At 37.7% G+C, this 17,899-nt stretch carries 16 protein-coding genes; 4 read left to right on the forward strand and 12 right to left on the reverse strand.

From position 1 onward, the window contains the following. Window positions 1–72: 72 nt before the first annotated feature. A complete protein-coding gene (gene imm45 / locus HMPREF2732_RS02725; protein WP_049373792.1) occupies window positions 73–414 on the reverse strand; it encodes an Imm45 family immunity protein in 342 nt (113 codons plus the stop codon). Window positions 415–979: 565 nt separating this feature from the next. Here imm45 and HMPREF2732_RS02735 point away from each other — a divergent pair. After that, window positions 980–1,657: a helix-turn-helix transcriptional regulator gene (locus HMPREF2732_RS02735; protein WP_070590903.1), complete on the forward strand. Its 678-nt coding sequence runs from the start codon at window positions 980–982 to the stop codon at window positions 1,655–1,657. 47 nt (window positions 1,658–1,704) lie between these two features. Here HMPREF2732_RS02735 and HMPREF2732_RS02740 read toward each other — a convergent pair whose 3' ends face one another. The 5 genes from HMPREF2732_RS02740 to HMPREF2732_RS02760 all read right to left on the reverse strand — a co-directional run bounded on the left by HMPREF2732_RS02740 (window position 1,705) and on the right by HMPREF2732_RS02760 (window position 6,226). Then, window positions 1,705–2,919 (reverse strand): aromatic amino acid transporter, encoded by a 1,215-nt coding sequence (locus tag HMPREF2732_RS02740; RefSeq protein ID WP_049365085.1) that lies wholly within the window; start codon window positions 2,917–2,919, stop codon window positions 1,705–1,707. Window positions 2,920–3,082: 163 nt separating this feature from the next. Further along, complete coding sequence (locus HMPREF2732_RS02745) at window positions 3,083–4,459, reverse strand: tyrosine phenol-lyase (protein ID WP_049365086.1); 1,377 nt, start codon at window positions 4,457–4,459, stop codon at window positions 3,083–3,085. A 511-nt stretch (window positions 4,460–4,970) separates the two neighbouring features. Next, window positions 4,971–5,483, reverse strand: a complete 513-nt coding sequence (locus tag HMPREF2732_RS02750) for a hypothetical protein (RefSeq protein WP_049370041.1) — start codon at window positions 5,481–5,483, stop codon at window positions 4,971–4,973. Further along, window positions 5,473–5,715, reverse strand: coding sequence for a hypothetical protein (locus tag HMPREF2732_RS02755; protein WP_049370040.1), 243 nt, complete (start codon window positions 5,713–5,715; stop codon window positions 5,473–5,475). Before HMPREF2732_RS02755 ends, HMPREF2732_RS02750 begins: the two co-directional genes overlap by 11 nt. A gap of 58 nt (window positions 5,716–5,773) precedes the next feature. Beyond that, complete coding sequence (locus HMPREF2732_RS02760) at window positions 5,774–6,226, reverse strand: hypothetical protein (protein ID WP_049370039.1); 453 nt, start codon at window positions 6,224–6,226, stop codon at window positions 5,774–5,776. Between the two features lie 234 nt (window positions 6,227–6,460). On the opposite strand from HMPREF2732_RS02760, the gene HMPREF2732_RS02765 reads away from it, so the two are divergent. Then, window positions 6,461–6,763, forward strand: a complete 303-nt coding sequence (locus tag HMPREF2732_RS02765) for a hypothetical protein (RefSeq protein WP_049373789.1) — start codon at window positions 6,461–6,463, stop codon at window positions 6,761–6,763. Window positions 6,764–6,850: 87 nt separating this feature from the next. Here the strand turns inward: HMPREF2732_RS02765 and HMPREF2732_RS02770 are convergent, their stop codons facing one another. The 5 genes from HMPREF2732_RS02770 to rimO all read right to left on the reverse strand — a co-directional run bounded on the left by HMPREF2732_RS02770 (window position 6,851) and on the right by rimO (window position 14,115). Further along, a complete protein-coding gene (locus HMPREF2732_RS02770; RefSeq protein ID WP_049365089.1) occupies window positions 6,851–8,305 on the reverse strand; it encodes a DASS family sodium-coupled anion symporter in 1,455 nt (484 codons plus the stop codon). Between the two features lie 170 nt (window positions 8,306–8,475). After that, a complete protein-coding gene (locus HMPREF2732_RS02775) occupies window positions 8,476–9,411 on the reverse strand; it encodes an alpha/beta fold hydrolase (RefSeq protein WP_070590908.1) in 936 nt (311 codons plus the stop codon). A gap of 54 nt (window positions 9,412–9,465) precedes the next feature. Further along, on the reverse strand, window positions 9,466–10,581 hold the full coding sequence (gene asd / locus HMPREF2732_RS02780) for an aspartate-semialdehyde dehydrogenase (RefSeq protein ID WP_054420070.1): 1,116 nt from the start codon (window positions 10,579–10,581) through the stop codon (window positions 9,466–9,468). Between the two features lie 138 nt (window positions 10,582–10,719). Beyond that, window positions 10,720–12,738 (reverse strand): UDP-glucose:protein N-beta-glucosyltransferase, encoded by a 2,019-nt coding sequence (locus HMPREF2732_RS02785; RefSeq protein WP_070590911.1) that lies wholly within the window; start codon window positions 12,736–12,738, stop codon window positions 10,720–10,722. 39 nt (window positions 12,739–12,777) lie between these two features. Then, on the reverse strand, window positions 12,778–14,115 hold the full coding sequence (rimO, locus tag HMPREF2732_RS02790; RefSeq protein ID WP_070590916.1) for a 30S ribosomal protein S12 methylthiotransferase RimO: 1,338 nt from the start codon (window positions 14,113–14,115) through the stop codon (window positions 12,778–12,780). 164 nt (window positions 14,116–14,279) lie between these two features. On the opposite strand from rimO, the gene HMPREF2732_RS02795 reads away from it, so the two are divergent. Together HMPREF2732_RS02795 and mutS are read left to right on the forward strand one after the other, a co-directional pair. After that, window positions 14,280–14,996: an MgtC/SapB family protein gene (locus tag HMPREF2732_RS02795; RefSeq protein ID WP_070590918.1), complete on the forward strand. Its 717-nt coding sequence runs from the start codon at window positions 14,280–14,282 to the stop codon at window positions 14,994–14,996. Window positions 14,997–15,080: 84 nt separating this feature from the next. Next, window positions 15,081–17,663: a DNA mismatch repair protein MutS gene (gene mutS / locus HMPREF2732_RS02800; protein WP_070590920.1), complete on the forward strand. Its 2,583-nt coding sequence runs from the start codon at window positions 15,081–15,083 to the stop codon at window positions 17,661–17,663. 58 nt (window positions 17,664–17,721) lie between these two features. Here the strand turns inward: mutS and HMPREF2732_RS09645 are convergent. Then, on the reverse strand, window positions 17,722–17,899 hold a 178-nt coding region (locus tag HMPREF2732_RS09645), incomplete at its 5' end, for a fructose-bisphosphatase class II (protein WP_148129033.1).

A 17,899-nucleotide genomic window follows, 5' to 3' on the forward strand; every position in this document is an offset into this window, starting at 1 on the left:
GTTTTAAAACTCTTTGAAAATTGACCACACTTTATATCCAACGATTTATTTTATGTAAGTTTAATCTAGACATTAGAATGGAAGTATTGAATCATTTTTTGATATAAAAACTTTGTCACACTCTTTGTTTAGATATAAATAATCATATATGTTTTTTTCTATCCAATTCTTATCTAAAGAATAAATCGCATCTTTTTTAAAAGCTTCTTTAGGAAAGATGAACGCTATTTTTCCAGCCTTATAACCAGATATAGATAGCAACCCTAGCGGTCTATCAACATCCTCTGTTTCAAAGATGATAAAGTCCACGACTCGATCTGTGTAATAATTCTCCCCCTTATTCTGGATAAAAACTCTAAATATATCTCCAGACCATAACAATTCATCTTCATATTCTTCTAATAAATAAAACATTGTCATACCTTAATCATCTCATTCTTGCATCATCAGTAAGCCATTAATATTTATTATCACCTAAAGAATATATTAATAAAAATAAAACAAATAGAGAGCCCCATATTTTTAAACTAAAAAACAAATGCTCCTTACTTACAAAAAAATCACTCTGATCAACATTCCCCGTGATAAACCACGCATTTATATAAAAAATAAGTTGTAGAATGATAGTCATCAAAAAAGATCTTTTTAAAATGAGTAATAAATATCTCATGCCTACTTCTCCTTTTATTTTAATTCATCATGTGCTTTAGTAATCATCTCGTATGTAATAATCCTTAATAATGAGGATACAAGCTTTAGCATTTCTTACAAGATTCACTTGAAGTGTCTTAAAGATAAAAATCCCAACACCAAAGAATATCACAGAAGTATTGTCTAACCACATCCCATTAAGCATTATGGGATTCACTTAAAGTAAAACACCATAGATAACCTGCCGTTTTTTACAATATATTTGCTATAAAAAATAAGCGGTTATAGAATACCTATAGCAAGCTGAAATTAATGAGATTAAGTTGGTATGAATAACGTACAAAAGAAATATTTTATTGGCCTAACCCATTTTTTGGGAAATGTTCTCGGCCCTAAATACGAAGTCGTATTTCATTCTTTTGATAAGAATAAGGCTCATATGGAAGCCATTGCGAATAGCCACGTTAGCGGGAGGACCCTTTCCTCTCCACTTAGTTCTTTTGGTTCTAGTTTGTTGCAGGATAAAGTGTATTTAGATAAGGATTTTGTCTTTAACTACAAAGCGGTGGCTGATTCCGAAAAGGTCATTCGAGGTGCAACTTATTTCATTAAAAATGGGGATAAATTAGAAGGCATCCTTTGTATTAATCATGATACCTCTGAGTTGGTTGATGTGATGACCAAATTAATTTCATTAGAAAATCTTGGAAACTTCGTCAATATTTTAGGTATTGATGCGGCCTTTGCCGAAGTGGAAGAAGCTGAAATAATTAATAAAGAAAAACTCGAAAACTCCATCGAAGATATCCTTTGTGAATACCTTGATTTCACCCTATTACATTCCGATAAACCACTCAGCTTAAGACAACGGGAAAATGCCATTAAAGTCTTATTTGATAAGGGTATTTTCAATATCAAAGGCGCCATTCCGATGGTCGCCAAATATTTAAAAATCTCAGAACCTAGCGTATATCGCTATCTTAAAGCGATCAAAGGAAAAGCATAAAAAAGTGCGGTTGAAATTAACCGCACTTTTTTATCTTAATCGTGTTATTAGCCCACTACTTCAGGCAATATACCTAATTTAATTAGGAATGGGATACTCACGATAATAATCCCTAGAATTGAGACAAAGAGTAGGACCCCTGAACCACCCGGCACACGATAAGGTAAGTTTGGATGTTGATGGCGAGCTTTCCAAACCAATGCTGCTGGCAATACCACTGCATAGAAAGCAAACATTTGTCCTGCATAACCTAATGCAAGGATGAAACCTTCTGGATAGAAGAATGCAAAGAGCAATGGCGGAAGGAAGGTTAAAAAACCTAAACTTAAACGGTTTGCAGAAAAATTGAATACACGTTTTAACAAGTCGTCAATACATTCTAGTAAACCGAGTGCGACCCCTAAGAATGAGGTAATCAGTGCTAAGGCAGAGAAGATTTTCACGACAGCCGCAATAATGGTGCTGCCTGTAATCACTCGAACGGCTTCAATCAATCCATTTAATGTTGGATCTTGATTAAGGATTTCTAAGAATCGGCTTTGACTTAACACGCCATGAGTAGAAAATTGCCATAAAAGATAACCCACTAATGTGATTGCAGAGCCCACAATAATAGAAAATCTTAAGGCTTTTACATCACCTTCTAAGTATTTATTTAAGCAAGGAATTGAGCCGTGGAAACCAAAAGCGGTAAAGAAAACCGGACTAGCCGAAATCAATAGTGCTTTATCAATTGGCATGGCCATTAAGTTATCGATTTTAATTTCTGGAATCATCAATCCAAGCACAATAAATAAAGCCGCAATCATCGCGATAAATAAGAAGCGATTTAAGGCATCCACAAAGCTTGTGCCAATTGCCACGAAGATACCAAAGAAGATCGTAAATGCCAGGATAGAACCTTTCATTTTGAGATCAGGCGTCGCAAAATCAGGTAAAGTTGAAGCAAGAATTGCACCACCACCGGTTACATAGGCGGAAAGTAATGCATAAAGGAAAATCATTAATACGCTGGTTGCGACAATTCGTCCTGGTCGACCAAAATACTGTGCGGCAAGCGTGCCAATCCCGGCATCATGTTCAGCCGTTTGGTAAACCTCAACAAATAATAATGCGCTATAGGTGAGCAGAATCCATAAAAGAACAAGTAGAACAACTGTAAACGTGAAACCTATTCCTGCAGAGGTGAGAGGCATGGCAAGCATCCCTGCCCCAATCATAGTCCCTGAGGTAATCAAGGTACTTCCCAATGTTTTGTTCATAAGTTTTCTCCTTTCCGATTATCGTAGAAAGGCTAGTCACTTCCTTATTTGACAATACATCAAACTACAATGTCATTAGAATGTTTTCGCATTTTTCTCATTAACCAAATATTTTTTAGATACAAAAAGCCCTTACCCCGTTACTGAGGTAAGGGCGGTAGGCCTATTTTTGTTCAAAACGTGCAGTGAAGAAACGTAATTGTTTTGGTTCATACACGAAACGAAGCCCTTTAATATCCTCTTTATGTTTGAATAAGTGGATAATACCATCAGCAACTAAATCCATGTGTGCATAGGTGTAAACACGACGCGGAATAGTAATACGTACAGTTTCAAGTTTTGGATGATGGTTTTCGCCAGTTTTGATATCACGACCAGCTGAAATAATACCACGTTCCATTGTACGCACACCGCATTCAACATAGATTGCTGCCGCTAATGCTTGTGCTGGGAAGTCTTCTTCTTGTTTCAAATGTGGACAGAAACGACGAGCATCTAAGAACACCGCATGACCACCAATTGGTTCTACAATCGGTACACCCGCTGCTTTTAATTTTTCACCGAGGTAACGTACTTGTTTAACACGGTGTTCAATGTACTCTTCCTGAGTTGCTTCTTTCAAACCGATCGCCATCGCTTCCATATCACGACCAGCCATACCACCGTAAGACGGCATACCTTCGAACACAACAACCAATTCTTTCGCTTTCATGAACAACTCTTCATCATTCATACATAAGAAACCACCGATATTGGTTAAGCAGTCTTTTTTACCACTCATTGTACAACCATCTGCATAGCTGAACATTTCTTGAACGATAGATTTGATTGAACGATCTTGATAGCCTGGTTCTTGTTCTTTAATGAAATAAGCATTTTCAATACAACGAGTTGCATCGTAGAACACTTTAATGCCGTGTTTTGCGGTTAATTCACGAACAGCTTTCATGTTTGCGATAGAAACCGGTTGACCACCAGCTAAGTTTACTGTTACCGCCAAGCACACATAAGCAATATTTTCAGCGCCTTTTTCGTTAATTAATTTTTCTAATTTTTTAACATCAATATCGCCTTTAAATGGCACATCTAATGTCGCATCATGCGCTTCATCACGAATAATATCGTAGAAAATACCGCCATTGGCTTCTTGGTGGAAACGTGTAGTGGTGAAATACATATTACCTGGTACGTATTGACCCGGTTTAATCGCGATACGAGAAAGAATATTTTCAGCACCACGACCTTGGTGAGTTGGCACAATATGTTTGAAACCAAATAAGTCTTGAACCGTTTCTTGTAAATGATAGAAGTTGCGGCTACCTGCATAAGCTTCATCACCCATCATAATACCGGCCCATTGACGGTCACTCATTGCATTTGTACCACTATCGGTTAAAAGGTCGATATAAACATCTTTTGAATCAAGTAAGAAGGTATTGAAGCCTGCCGCTTTCATTGCTTTTTCACGTTCTGCTTTTGGTAAGATTGAAACAGGTTCAACACTTTTAATACGGAACGGTTCTGCTGGATAGTATGCCATAATAAATCTCCTATTATGTTAGGTTTAAAGTCCATGATTATTAACCCGCTACTAAAAACATCTATCATCGAGTTGCAAGCATAGTACTGAATTTTTTTCTGCAATACTGTGATCAAAGTCACAAATCAATAAAATTTTATCAAATTTATAGAAAATTATTTTTATTTGATAATTTTATATCAAAAATCATAAACATACTGATTATTAGAGCAATTAAACAAGCGAGTTGGACTAACCAGTTTTCTCAATAGGACAAGCAGATATGGGAATGGTGTTGTAGGCGGGATTGCTATGAGAGGGCAATATTTCGACAAAAGAAGCATCAAAAATACAAAAAAGTGCGGTCAGTTTTTGAGGGGTTTTAAAACTCTTTGAAAATTGACCGCACTTAAATTATCAATACTTCAATAACTTCTTCAGATGTATAGTTTTTTAGATAGATACAAGCACGCGTCAGGAGACACGCCTATCTGGGAGTGCCAATAATAAATTATTCACATACTCCACCTTACTAAAAATCCCCCTCTTCTATAACCTCAATAGCACCACATCCTATAAATAACCATCTTAATGTTCCCGATAAAAATGGATCATCTAGAACTTTAGTTGCAAATAAAAAGTGGTCTTCATCTAAAATAGTTGCTCCCCACCAAAACCAGCTTCTATCTATAGGATCCATAAGAAATATCCAGTTATCAAAAGTCCAATCGTCCTCTCTTTTTCTACAAAAAAAACCAAAAATATCAAAACGGCTTTTAACTTTTTTAAAACCATTAATAAATTTTATTGGTAATATTTTTTTCCAAGCTTCTACATCGTCCCATTTAGACTTAGTATATAAATCATATTGATAATTGACCTTTAATAACACATCTCTTGCTAATCTCATTACCTCATTGGCATTACCATTGCACCTAATAATAAAATTCATCCCTAAGCCCTCTTGATAAGTGGGAAGACCATTACTTTCAAGACGAAGCCTTTCTTCTAAGAGATGCCTAAAAAAAGCATCATTAATTCCCATTTCTTCCCCTTTTTTTCTTTATTTTATTAGCAATGTTTTTTTCTTCTTTTTTTAGATAGTTTCCAAAAGATATAACTAATATCATAGAAAAGAAGAAAAAATGGAATATATACTTTATAACAAATGAAATTTCTGCAGGATATCCTCTTAAATACATCATTATAGAAAGTAACACTGTCATAATAATTGAAGAAAAAAAAGCCTTTTTAAGAATAGCAAATATATTCATCATTACTTATTCTCCATTATTTTTGCTATCCTTCGTCGCATGAATCAAGGATTCATACATTCTATCTTGCCAAGTTAATAATATCATTGTAAAAGTCAATTATATCTTTTGTTTTTACTATCCATTCAGATATCTTAAAACCATCTTCATTTAAGACCTCTCGTTCATTTACATATTCATTGATTTTAGACGCATCAAATTCTGGGAAATCATCTACAAATATTATCTTATTTTGAACATAAGAATTTTCCCCATCATAATAAATAATCCATGCAGAAATAAAATTTAAAGATTCTGGCTTATGCATAGATGTAATAAGTACTGAATGTTTCTTTTTTTCTATCCCATCAGCTATGGATGTAGCCCAGCTCTTTTTATATTCTTCAATGCCCCAGTAGTCTATTGGAATATGCAATTCTTCTACATATTCACCCAAAGAGATCGAGGCCAAAACATGCATTCCATTTTCATTATTAATAGACACGCCTTTATCTTTAAAGAAAATACCAAACATTATTAATCCCTAACTTCAATTAGTTAAAATAGATTTTACAACATCTGACTGAATCACTAATTAAACCTCTCAACAATCATACCAAAAATTGCTCATTCTTAAACCAATTGAACAAGCCATTTGAACTAACTAATTTTCCACATAGTCAAAGCAATCGTAAAAGGAATGCTTTTACACGCCGGATTGCATAAGTGCTTAGGCAAGCAATCCCGACAAAAATAGAGGAGTAGATTTATGAAATCTAAATTGATGAAAGGGTTAGTGATTGTTGCATTAGCAGGAAGCTTAACCGCTTGTGAAATGGACAGACAACAACGTCATACTGCAACAGGTGCAGCAATCGGCGGCGTAGCCGGTGGTTTATTAGGTGGAGATATTGCCACAACACTCGGCGGCGCAGCATTAGGTGGTGTAATCGGTAGTCAAGTGAACAAAGGCGGAGACTACGATGACAGAGAATATCGCCATCATAAAAAACATAAAAGACATCATCACCACAGAAGACATCGTGATTGGGATGATGACTGGGATGATTAATTCAAAATACAGATAAAAACAACCGCACTTTTGAGATACAAATCAAAGTGCGGTCGTTTTTTAGGGATTTTTATGAATTAATAAGGATTACCACCAGCCAAGTAGTTTCATCCATAATCCACCCACACCGAACCAAATCACTAATGAGAGGATGGAAACAATAAAGCTCACGCCCCACCATTGACCGGTTGAGTTATAACCTGAACCGTATAATGCTGGGCCAGGACCACCAGCGTATTGCGTTAAACTCATGGATAATGTTGAGGTGTAACCTAAACCAATTGCAGCAATGATTGGTGGTGTACCCACTGCGATAGCCGCTGCCACGAAAGCGAGATACATTGCGGAAATATGCGCCATGGCTGAAGCAAAGAAATAGCGGGTATAGAAATACACCAGCACTAAAATAGTAAAGGCAACTGGCCAGCTGAAACCGCCCACAGATGAAGAAATGTGGGTGGAAATCCAAGTGATTGCACCGTATTTATTAAGTGCATTTGCCATCATTACCAATACCGCAAACCAGAACATCGTATCCCAAGCAGTCGTTTCTGCTACGATATTTTTCCAGCTCATAATGTTGGTTAATAATAAAATCACTAAACCGATAAATGCAGAAATCGTTGCAGGGATATGGAAGACTAAATCACCCACCGTCCAAAGGAATAAAAGAAGGATAAAATCTAAGGCAAGAATCCATTCCGCTTTGCTCATTGGACCCATGCTTTTTAATTCTTCACGTGCCATTTCTGCCATTTTAGGCGTATCTTTTAATTCTGGCGGATAAATTAAATACACGAAATAAGGTAAGACGATTAAGCTCACAATACCTGGTACGATTGCTCCTAAGAACCATGTCATCCAAGTGATTTCTACACCTTGGCTTTTCGCAAGTTCTGCAATTAACGGGTTACCCGCCATGGCGGTTAAGAACATGGTACAAATAATGGTATCGATTTGAGAGACCGCAATCGCTAAGAATGCACCTGCACGACGAGCGGTTGGACCCGGTTTGGACTCATACGCATCAGCAATAGATTGCATAATAGGGTACATAATACCGCCCCCACGCGCAGAAGCCGAAGGAATCCCTGGACCGATCACAACATCAGCCAACGCCATACCATAAGCCACGCCCATCATTTTTTTACCAAAACGACCAACGAAGTACAGCGCGATACGTTTACCTAAACCGGTTTTAATCACCGCGCGAGATAAAAACATGGCAATAGCAATCAACCAAATTGTGCCGTTTGCAAAGCCAGATAACATACCAACATCACCTTGTTTTGGCGAAATTGGTGTAAGCCCAGTTAATCCACTGATCACCAAGGCAACGAGTGTTGCAGCACCCATAGGCATTGCTTTAGCGATAATAGCGACAATGGTTGCGACAAACAGTGCCAGCATTCCCCAGGCTTTAGCGGATAAACCTTCTGGTGTCGGGATTAACCAAATCCCTAAACCAACGATGACGGCTATCAGCAGCCCCTGCCATTTAAAGCCAAGTTTGACTTCTACTGCTGGAATTTTACTTTCCATAGGATAACTCCTAGATAAATGAACAAAAAATAATTCATCACGGATAACGATCGTGACGCAATCGATTAAATAAGCGGTTATAAAGATACCACTTATTTAGTACGAGTAAAGATTTAAGCGATGTTTTTAATAAAATTTGATGAAAACTTGATGCAGATTAAAAAACAACTTTAAGAATGAAGAAATTGATTCACGCGTTCAAACACGGTTTTTCTCACGTTATCCTTTTCAAAAAGGATTTCATGTTTTGCTTGAGGTACAAGCATAGATTCGGCATGTGGAAAAAGTGCGGTCAATTTTTCAAGATTTTTGTTATCTACAATCTTTTCCTTTTCCGCTTGTAGGATAAGCACTGGTGTTTCCACTCTTGGGATGATTTTAGGGAGTGCTTTGATTGCATTTAAACATAAATGTACCCAGCGGAAAGTCGGGCCGCCTAAGTGAATAGCAGCGCGTTTTCGATTAATACGGTTCATCCATTTCATTCGCGTTTTAGAATGGCTAAGTTCATTAAGATTTAAATCTGCCGGTTTGTAATGTCCTTTGCCGAAAACATAACGATGACCTTGACCAAATGCCATCATCGTTGCAATGATGACTTCATCTCGTAACGGATGTTTCATGGGAACGCCAAAGAAAGGCGAAGAAAGCACAGCTTTTTTAATATGATGATCGTAATTGGCCAGATAATAGGTGGAAATTAGAGCGCCGAGAGAGTGCGCGAGAATATATTGGGCTTGATAAGCATAAAGTGCGGTCGTTTTTTCAATGATTTTTGCCATATCATCGGTATAAAAACGAAACTCATCTAAATGCCCTTTTTGAGGAATAATACGCTGTGAATAACCTTGTCCTCGATGATCGAAAAGCAATACATCATAACCTTGTTGGTAGAAATCATAAGCCAACTCAGTCCATTTCAGCATATTTTCTGCTCGACCATTCACCAAAATCATCAATTTTCTGACCACACTTTCAGGCTGAACCAAATGACGATAAGCCAATTTGATATTTCGTTCGCCAGAAAGATATTGCGTCGGAAATTGCTCAAAAAAAGGCAATAACTCCGCAAGAGCAAATTGATGAAAATGAGGTTCTCTGATCATAATTTTCCAATGAAAAGGGCGTAGTGAATACGCCCTTTGTAATGAAAGTAAAAATTATGCCACCAATTGTTTTAAGATACGGCGAACTGGCTCTGCAGCACCCCATAATAATTGGTCACCTACAGTGAATGCCGCTAAGTATTCTGGACCCATTGCCAATTTACGTAAACGACCAACCGGTACGCTTAATGTACCTGTTACTTTAGCTGGGGTTAATTCACGTAATGTGATTTCTTTGTCATTTGGAATCACTTTCACCCATTCGTTGTGAGACGCTAAAATTTGTTCGATTTCTTCTAACGGTAAGTCTTTTTTCAGTTTGATAGTGAATGCTTGGCTGTGGCAGCGTAATGCACCGATACGCACACATAAACCATCAACAGGAATTGGATTATCGCTTAAACCTAAGATTTTGTTGGTTTCTGCATAGCCTTTCCATTCTTCTTTAGTTTGTCCTGTTTCTGGGAGAAGTTTGTCAATCCAAGGGATTAAGCTACCACCTAATGCCGCACCGAAGTTATCAGTTGGGAAACTATCAGAACGCATTTCTGCAGTCACTTTACGTTCAATATCTAAAATTGACGAAGCAGGGTCTTTTAATTCACTTGAAACCGCTTGTTCTAATAAACCCATTTGTGAAAGCAATTCACGCATATTTTTTGCGCCTGCACCTGAAGCCGCTTGGTAAGTTGCAACAGATACCCATTCCACTAAATCTTTTTCAAATAAACCACCAATAGCCATCAACATTAAGCTCACGGTACAGTTACCGCCCACGAAAGTTTTAATGCCTTTTTTCAAGCCTTCAGAAATCACGTGTTGGTTTACTGGATCAAGTACGATAATTGCATCATCTTTCATACGTAGTGCAGACGCTGCATCAACCCAATAACCATCCCAACCTGTTGCTTTTAATTTTGGATAAACTTCATTGGTATAGTCACCACCTTGGCAGGTCACGATAATGTCTAATTTTTTAAGTTCTTCAATGTCGAATGCATTTTTAAGCTCGCCCGCCTCTTTTCCTGCGAATACAGGGGCTTTTTGACCTGCTTGAGAAGTGGTGAAGAAAACTGGATTAATATTGGCAAAATCTTGCTCTTGCACCATACGATCCATTAATACGGAACCGACCATTCCGCGCCAACCGATAAAACCGACGTTTTTCATGAGTTTTTCCTTATTTTATGTTGTGTTGAATGGGTCTATTAATTACAGGCTTTATGCCACAAAATCAAGTTTTTTTAAAAAAAATGAGACTTTGTTTAATTTTTCTCAATAAAAAATCCCCTTTCGGGGATTTATTGATTATTTATCTGCTTTTTTCGTGGTTTTCTTTACCGTTTTTTTCGGCTCAGATTTACCTTCAGATTTGACCGCACTTTTCTTTGTCGTGGTAGACTTTGTTGGCTTCTCTTTTGTCGTTGCAGATTTAGTTGATTTTTTCTTTGGCTTTTCAGCTAAATTTTCCGCTTTCCATTCCTCAAATTTTTCAAGTAACACTCTACCCATTGGGCTTGGATCACCAGTAAATAAGGTTTGTAAACCATTATTCTCAATGATATGACGACGAAGCTCTAAACGTTCTTGATGGTTTTCAGCTAAACGAATTGCACGTTCAACATATTCATCCACCGTATTTGCAATTAACCATTCTGGTAAACCTAAACGTTTAAATAACCCTTCATCAATATGTTCATGGACTTCTGCACCGGTTTTACATATACCTACTAAACCTAATGTCACCATATCAATAATGCCATTCGTATTCCCGAATGGGAATGGATTCACCATCATATCGCAGTTATGCAAAATACGAAGATATTGATCATAAGGTGCATGTGGATAAGCTGTTGCATCATTGCCTAAATAAGATTTAATAAAACGCTCAACGTAAGGATGGGTCACACCACTGGATTGACCTAAAGCAAAGTGGAAATGAACCTTAACATTCGCACGATCACGAATAGCCTTTAATGCAGCCAAGAAATAGGGATTAAGCTTCATTGTGGTAGAAGCAATACCAATATTAACCACTTCAGGATTTTCACGTAAGCGATATTCTACGTGTTGCGGTGCAAGCGCTGAAGGCACATAAGGTAAGGCATCTTTAGGTAAACGCAATAATTGCTCACTAAAGCATTTTTCAGAACCAACGTAGTCATCTTCTACAATTACATATTCAATAAAATCAGAATGTGTCGTCGCTGGATGGCCTAAAGCAATCACTTGAACCGGTGCAAGACGCGTATTACTTGCAAAAATGGTGGTTAAATCCATCCCAATACTTGGCATATAAAGAACGGCTGCACCATTTTTTTCACAAATCTCTTTTAATTCATTCAATTTACTAAAAATATTATCGCCTTTTAATAAATGGAATTCATCAAACACCGCTTGGCCTGCTGCATCTACAGCTTCATTACCCACACCAATTAAATGAAAACGCTCACGTGCAGCAATCATTGAAGTGGAATGCGTACGGTAAATTGAATGAGATGAATGGAAATGCTCCAATAATACGACCATGACAGGTTTGCCATCACGTTCACCTAATTTAGTGACATCGCGATCTGTCCATCCACCTTCCAATAAATGACGACGGATGACTTGGTTTAATGCTTTTTTCACCCAGTGTTTATTTTCGGCAATATCGTAGCTACAATGCATATACACATCGTGTGAAATTGCACTCGGCACATTATTTAAATTTTCAATTGTCGCTAATTTTTCAGGAAACCATTGTAAAAGCGTACCACGCTTAGAGAACGCTTGATCAGTACCGATAAAACGTGGTGATTGCAATGCAAAACAAAGGGATGCGCATAATTCTGGATCTAAATTCCATAAAGCATCAAGATTCACGTTTATATTTGATTCCGGCAAGTACAAAATATAGAATTTAATTAATGATGATCTTGCATTATCTAAATGAAAATCAGATAAATTAGTCTTATCTGGATTGCGGTTATAAGTCTGCAACACATGATCCGCATTCACAAAAGGTGATGATGCAAAAATCATGTTAATCCAACGTTGTAAGGTAAAGAAACGTTGAGCTCCGCCTTCAGAAATATCTAATTTAGGATCAGAAAATAGCTCGCTCATAGCCACTGCTACGCGGGTACAAAAATGCTTAATTTTATCTTGTCCTAATTCATCATTTAATTGGCTAGGATAATCAATTTCAATGCTTTCAACGCCACCAAAATTACTATCTAATTTACTTAAAATATCGAGCAATTCCACACAAGCTGCTTCATAATTTTTTGCTGCAACTTCTTGTTCAAAACGGATAACACTTGGTTGTTTTTGTGTTTCTGCCATTTTTTAATTCCTTTGGTAAAAAATAAATAAGATTAATAATTAACAGGTTCCCCACAGATCGTATTCATCTGAATGAGTAATGGTTACTTTAATAAATTCACCTACTTTCACAGGCGAGCCACTTAGATTTTCAATATAAACTAAGCCATCAACTTCGGGTGCATCAGCTTTTGTACGACCGATAATACCTTCGTCATCAATTTCATCCACAATTACATCAAGTGTTTGGCCAATTTTTTGTTTTAATCGTTCAGCCGAAATTTCTTGTTGTAACTGCATAAAGCGGTGGAAACGTTCTTCTTTTACATCTTCAGGCACTTGGTCGGTCATTTCAGTTGCAGGTGCGCCTTCTACCGGGCTAAATTTGAAACAGCCTACACGATCAAGTTGTGCTTCTTTTAAGAAATCCAATAACATTTGGAAATCTTCTTCTGTTTCACCTGGGAAACCTACAATGAAAGTTGAACGCAAGGTTAAATCAGGACAAATCTCACGCCATTGCTTGATACGCTCTAAAGTGCGGTCAATTTTTCCTGGTCTTTTCATTGCTTTTAAAATTTTCGGACTCGCATGTTGTAATGGAATATCCAAATAAGGCAACAATAAACCTTCCGCCATTAATGGAATTAAATCATCCACATGAGGATAAGGATAAACGTAATGTAAACGCACCCAAATACCTAATTTACCAAGCTGTTTACACAAGGTCATTAAGTCATTTTTAATTGGCATACCATTCCAGAAAGCGGTTTTCACGCCACCTTCTTTGCGTTGTGTATCCATCGCATAAGCAGAAGTATCTTGTGAAACGACCAATAACTCTTTCACGCCCGCATCAGCAAGACGTTTTGCTTCATCCAATACTTGCGTGATAGAGCGGCTTTCTAAATCCCCACGTAATGAAGGGATTATACAGAATGTGCAACGATGATCACAACCTTCTGAGATTTTCAAATAAGCGTAGTGTTTTGGTGTTAATTTCACCCCTTGTTTTGGTACAAGGCTAGTGTATGGATTATGTTCTGGTTTTGGTACATATTTATGTACTTGTGCCATGACTGTTTCATAACTGTGCGGGCCGCTCACTTCCAATACTTTCGGGTGAACTTGGCGAATTTGATCTTCTTTCGCACCCAAACAACCCGTCACAATCACGCGTCCGTTTTCTTCCAACGCCTCTCCAATGGCTTCAAGGGATTCCTGTACAGCGCTATCAATAAAGCCACAAGTATTCACAATAACCAAGTCCACATTTTCATAACTTGGTACAATGTTATATCCGTCAGTACGTAATTCAGTCAGAATACGTTCAGAATCCACTAAATTTTTAGGACAACCTAAACTTACAAAGCCAATATTCGGCGTTGATTTTTGCATAAATTTATTCTCAGCTATCATCATCTTTCAAAACTTGAGATTTTACTCAATTTCAAGCCGAAAGGCGATAAATTAAAGGTAAATTGATTGTAAATTTGCCCATTAAAGTCCTTTTTTCAGGTAGAATAACGCCCGTTTTTTATTTACTCATATTCATTATTAACATGGAAAATTCTTTTATTTTTTCGACCGCTCTTGAACAGACGGCTTACTTACTTATCCTAGGGAAAATGCTGCTCGCACTTGTACTTGGCGGGATTATTGGTTTAGAACGTGAACTTAAACATAAACCGGTTGGGGTCAAAACCTGTGCCATTATTGCGGTGACAACTTGTGTACTGACGATTGTCTCCATTCAAGCTGCAGAACATTATGCGCAAGTTTCAGATAACATTCGAACTGACCCTATGCGACTTGCCGCACAGGTAATCAGTGGCATAGGTTTCTTAGGTGCAGGGGTTATTTTGCACAAGAAAAATGATGCTATTTCAGGCTTAACCACTGCAGCAATCATCTGGGCGGCAGCGGCTATCGGTGTGGCAACAGGTGCAGGCTTTATTTTTGATGCGATTATTGCCACTTTAATGATTTTAATCGCTATCCGTATCAGCCCGATTGTGCAGCGTTATGTTCGTCGTAAAACCTATAAAAAACGTACTCGTTTAGCTATTCAACTGAGTTCTGCTAACGGCATCAGTAAAGTGACCGATTTATTGTTAAAACATGATTACCGCATTGAAAATATCTCAGTAAAAGACCAAGCTAGCGGCGAGGTTCGCTTGCAAGTAAGATGCTACAATATTGATAATGAAATGCTAAAAGATGTCTATACACTGTTAAAAACAGAAGATGAAGTACTGAGTGTGGATGTAGAAAATTAAAATCAGCTAAAAATAACACATCACTTCTATCGTAAAACCTATATTTGCTAGACAAAAAGTTAAATACCTAAACTGGATAACGTCATGAATTTACAAGATAATTTCGAGCAGCATACGCCGATGATGCAGCAATATCTCAAGTTAAAAGCAGAAAATCCTGACATTTTATTATTTTATCGAATGGGGGATTTTTACGAGCTTTTTTATGATGATGCAAAAAAAGCGGCAGCGTTGTTAGATATTTCTTTAACGAAACGTGGGCAATCAGCAGGTAATCCAATACCTATGGCGGGCGTGCCTTATCATGCGGTAGAAGGCTATTTAGCAAAATTAGTGCAATTAGGTGAACCTGTGGCCATTTGTGAGCAAGTGGGTGATCCCGCCACATCAAAAGGGCCGGTTGAACGCAAAATTGTACGAATTGTGACACCAGGTACGGTAAGTGATGAAGCACTTTTACCAGAACGCCAAGATAACTTAATTGTGGCGGTTTATCAGGAAAAAGAAAAATTTGGTCTAGCCACATTAGACATAACATCTGGACGCTTCCAGCTTTGTGAACCTCATTCAAAAGAAGCCTTACAAGCTGAATTACAGCGCATTAATCCGGTAGAATTACTTTATTGTGAAGATTTTGCCGAAATGGCTATTATCGAACCTTATAAGGGTCTACGTCGTCGTCCTATTTGGGAATTTGAGCTCAGTACGGCGATTTCAGAACTTAATCGCCAATTTGGTACAAAAGATTTACGTGCATTTGGTGTAGAAAAATCACCTCTTGGCTTGGCAGCAGCAGGCTGTTTATTACAATATGCAAAAGAAACACAACGTGCTTCTCTTCCACATATTCAAAGCATCAGTGTTATTCAAAATAACGATAATATTCAATTAGATGCTGCAACACGCCGAAATTTAGAACTCACTCAAAATCTTGCGGGTGGCACAGAAAATACGCTGGCTTCGGTATTAGATAAATGTGTTACGCCAATGGGTAGTCGTTTGTTAAAACGTTGGATTCATCAACCTATCCGTCAAACAGACATTCTATTAAAACGCCAAAAAACGATTGGTGAAATTATTGAGCAAGATTTGTATCACGAATTGCAGCCTTATTTGCAACAAGTGGGGGATATGGAACGTATTCTTGCCCGTGTAGCACTGCGTTCTGCACGTCCTCGAGATCTCACGCGTTTACGTACTGCATTAGAACAAATTGAACCGATAAAATCACTGATTCATACAAAAATATCGTCAAATTTGACCGCACTTTCTGCACAAATTGGTGATTTTTCCTCACAAATCGAGCTACTTCAAAAAGCAATTATTGAAACGCCTCCATTATTAATTCGCGATGGTGGCGTTATTGCTGAAGGCTATAATGCCGAATTAGATGAATGGCGAACCCTTTCCGCTGGCGCAACACAATATTTAGAAAATTTAGAACAACGCGAACGAGAAAGTACGGGTATTGATACTTTAAAAATTGGCTTTAATGCGGTGCATGGCTATTACATTCAAATTAGCCAAGGACAAGCTCATAAAGCACCGATTCATTATGTTCGTCGTCAAACCTTAAAAAATGCCGAACGCTACATTATTCCTGAATTAAAAGAATATGAAGACAAGGTTTTAAAATCAAAAGGCGCGGCGCTTGCTTTAGAAAAGCAACTTTATGATGAATTATTTGATTTATTATTGCCACATTTAGGTCAATTGCAGTTAGCTAGCTTGGCATTATCTGAATTGGATGTGTTAGTTAACCTCGCAGAACGAGCAGAAACCTTAAATTATGTTGCACCACAATTTAGTGATGAAATTGGCGTAAAAATTGAAAATGGTCGCCATCCTGTAGTGGAACAAGTCTTAAAAGACCCCTTTATTGCTAACCCTGTGAATCTCAATCAGCAACGTCATTTATTGATTATTACTGGCCCCAATATGGGCGGTAAAAGTACCTATATGCGTCAAACAGCTTTAATTACGTTGATGGCTTATATAGGCAGTTTTGTACCGGCTGATAGCGCGGTTATTGGGCAAATTGATCGTATTTTTACTCGAATTGGTGCCTCTGATGATTTAGCATCCGGTCGTTCTACATTTATGGTGGAAATGACTGAAATGGCCAATATTCTTCATCAAGCCACTTCACAAAGTTTAGTTCTGATTGATGAAATTGGACGGGGGACGTCTACCTATGATGGGCTTTCTTTAGCTTGGGCTTGTGCTGAATGGTTAGCGAAGAAAACTCGTTCACTTACGTTATTTGCGACCCATTATTTTGAACTCACCGCGCTGCCAGAACAAATTGAAGGCATTGCCAATATTCATTTAGATGCATTAGAACACAATAATACCATTGCCTTTATGCACGCTGTTCAAGACGGTGCGGCAAGTAAAAGTTATGGTCTTGCTGTTGCAGCGCTGGCAGGTGTACCTCAATCTGTCATTAAACTGGCGAAGCAAAAATTACATCAGTTAGAAAAATTGTCGGCACAAAATGGTGATCAACAAATTCAACATTTAAGAGCATTAAATCAACATCAAGGTGAATTGGCTTTTGAGGCGGAACCTGATGCTTTACGTGAAGCCATTGAGCAGCTTGATCCAGATGAATTAAGTCCAAAACAAGCCTTAGCTTATCTGTATCAATTGAAGAAAATGCTGTAAGAAATAAAAAGAGCGGTCAAAAAATTCATTGTTTTTTATGACCGCTCTTTTATTTTCACTAATTTCTTAAAATCTCATAGATTTCAGAATCTTTTCTATCGAGATAATGGATGGATTGGATTTTACGAATGGTGCGTGATTTACCACGGATTAATAAGGTTTCTGTGGTGGCCAAGTTGCCACGGCGAGAAATCCCTTTAAGTAATTCACCGTGCGTAATTCCCGTTGCGGCAAAA

The sequence above is a fragment of the Haemophilus sp. HMSC061E01 genome (assembly GCF_001810345.1).
Lineage (GTDB): Bacteria > Pseudomonadota > Gammaproteobacteria > Enterobacterales > Pasteurellaceae > Haemophilus_D.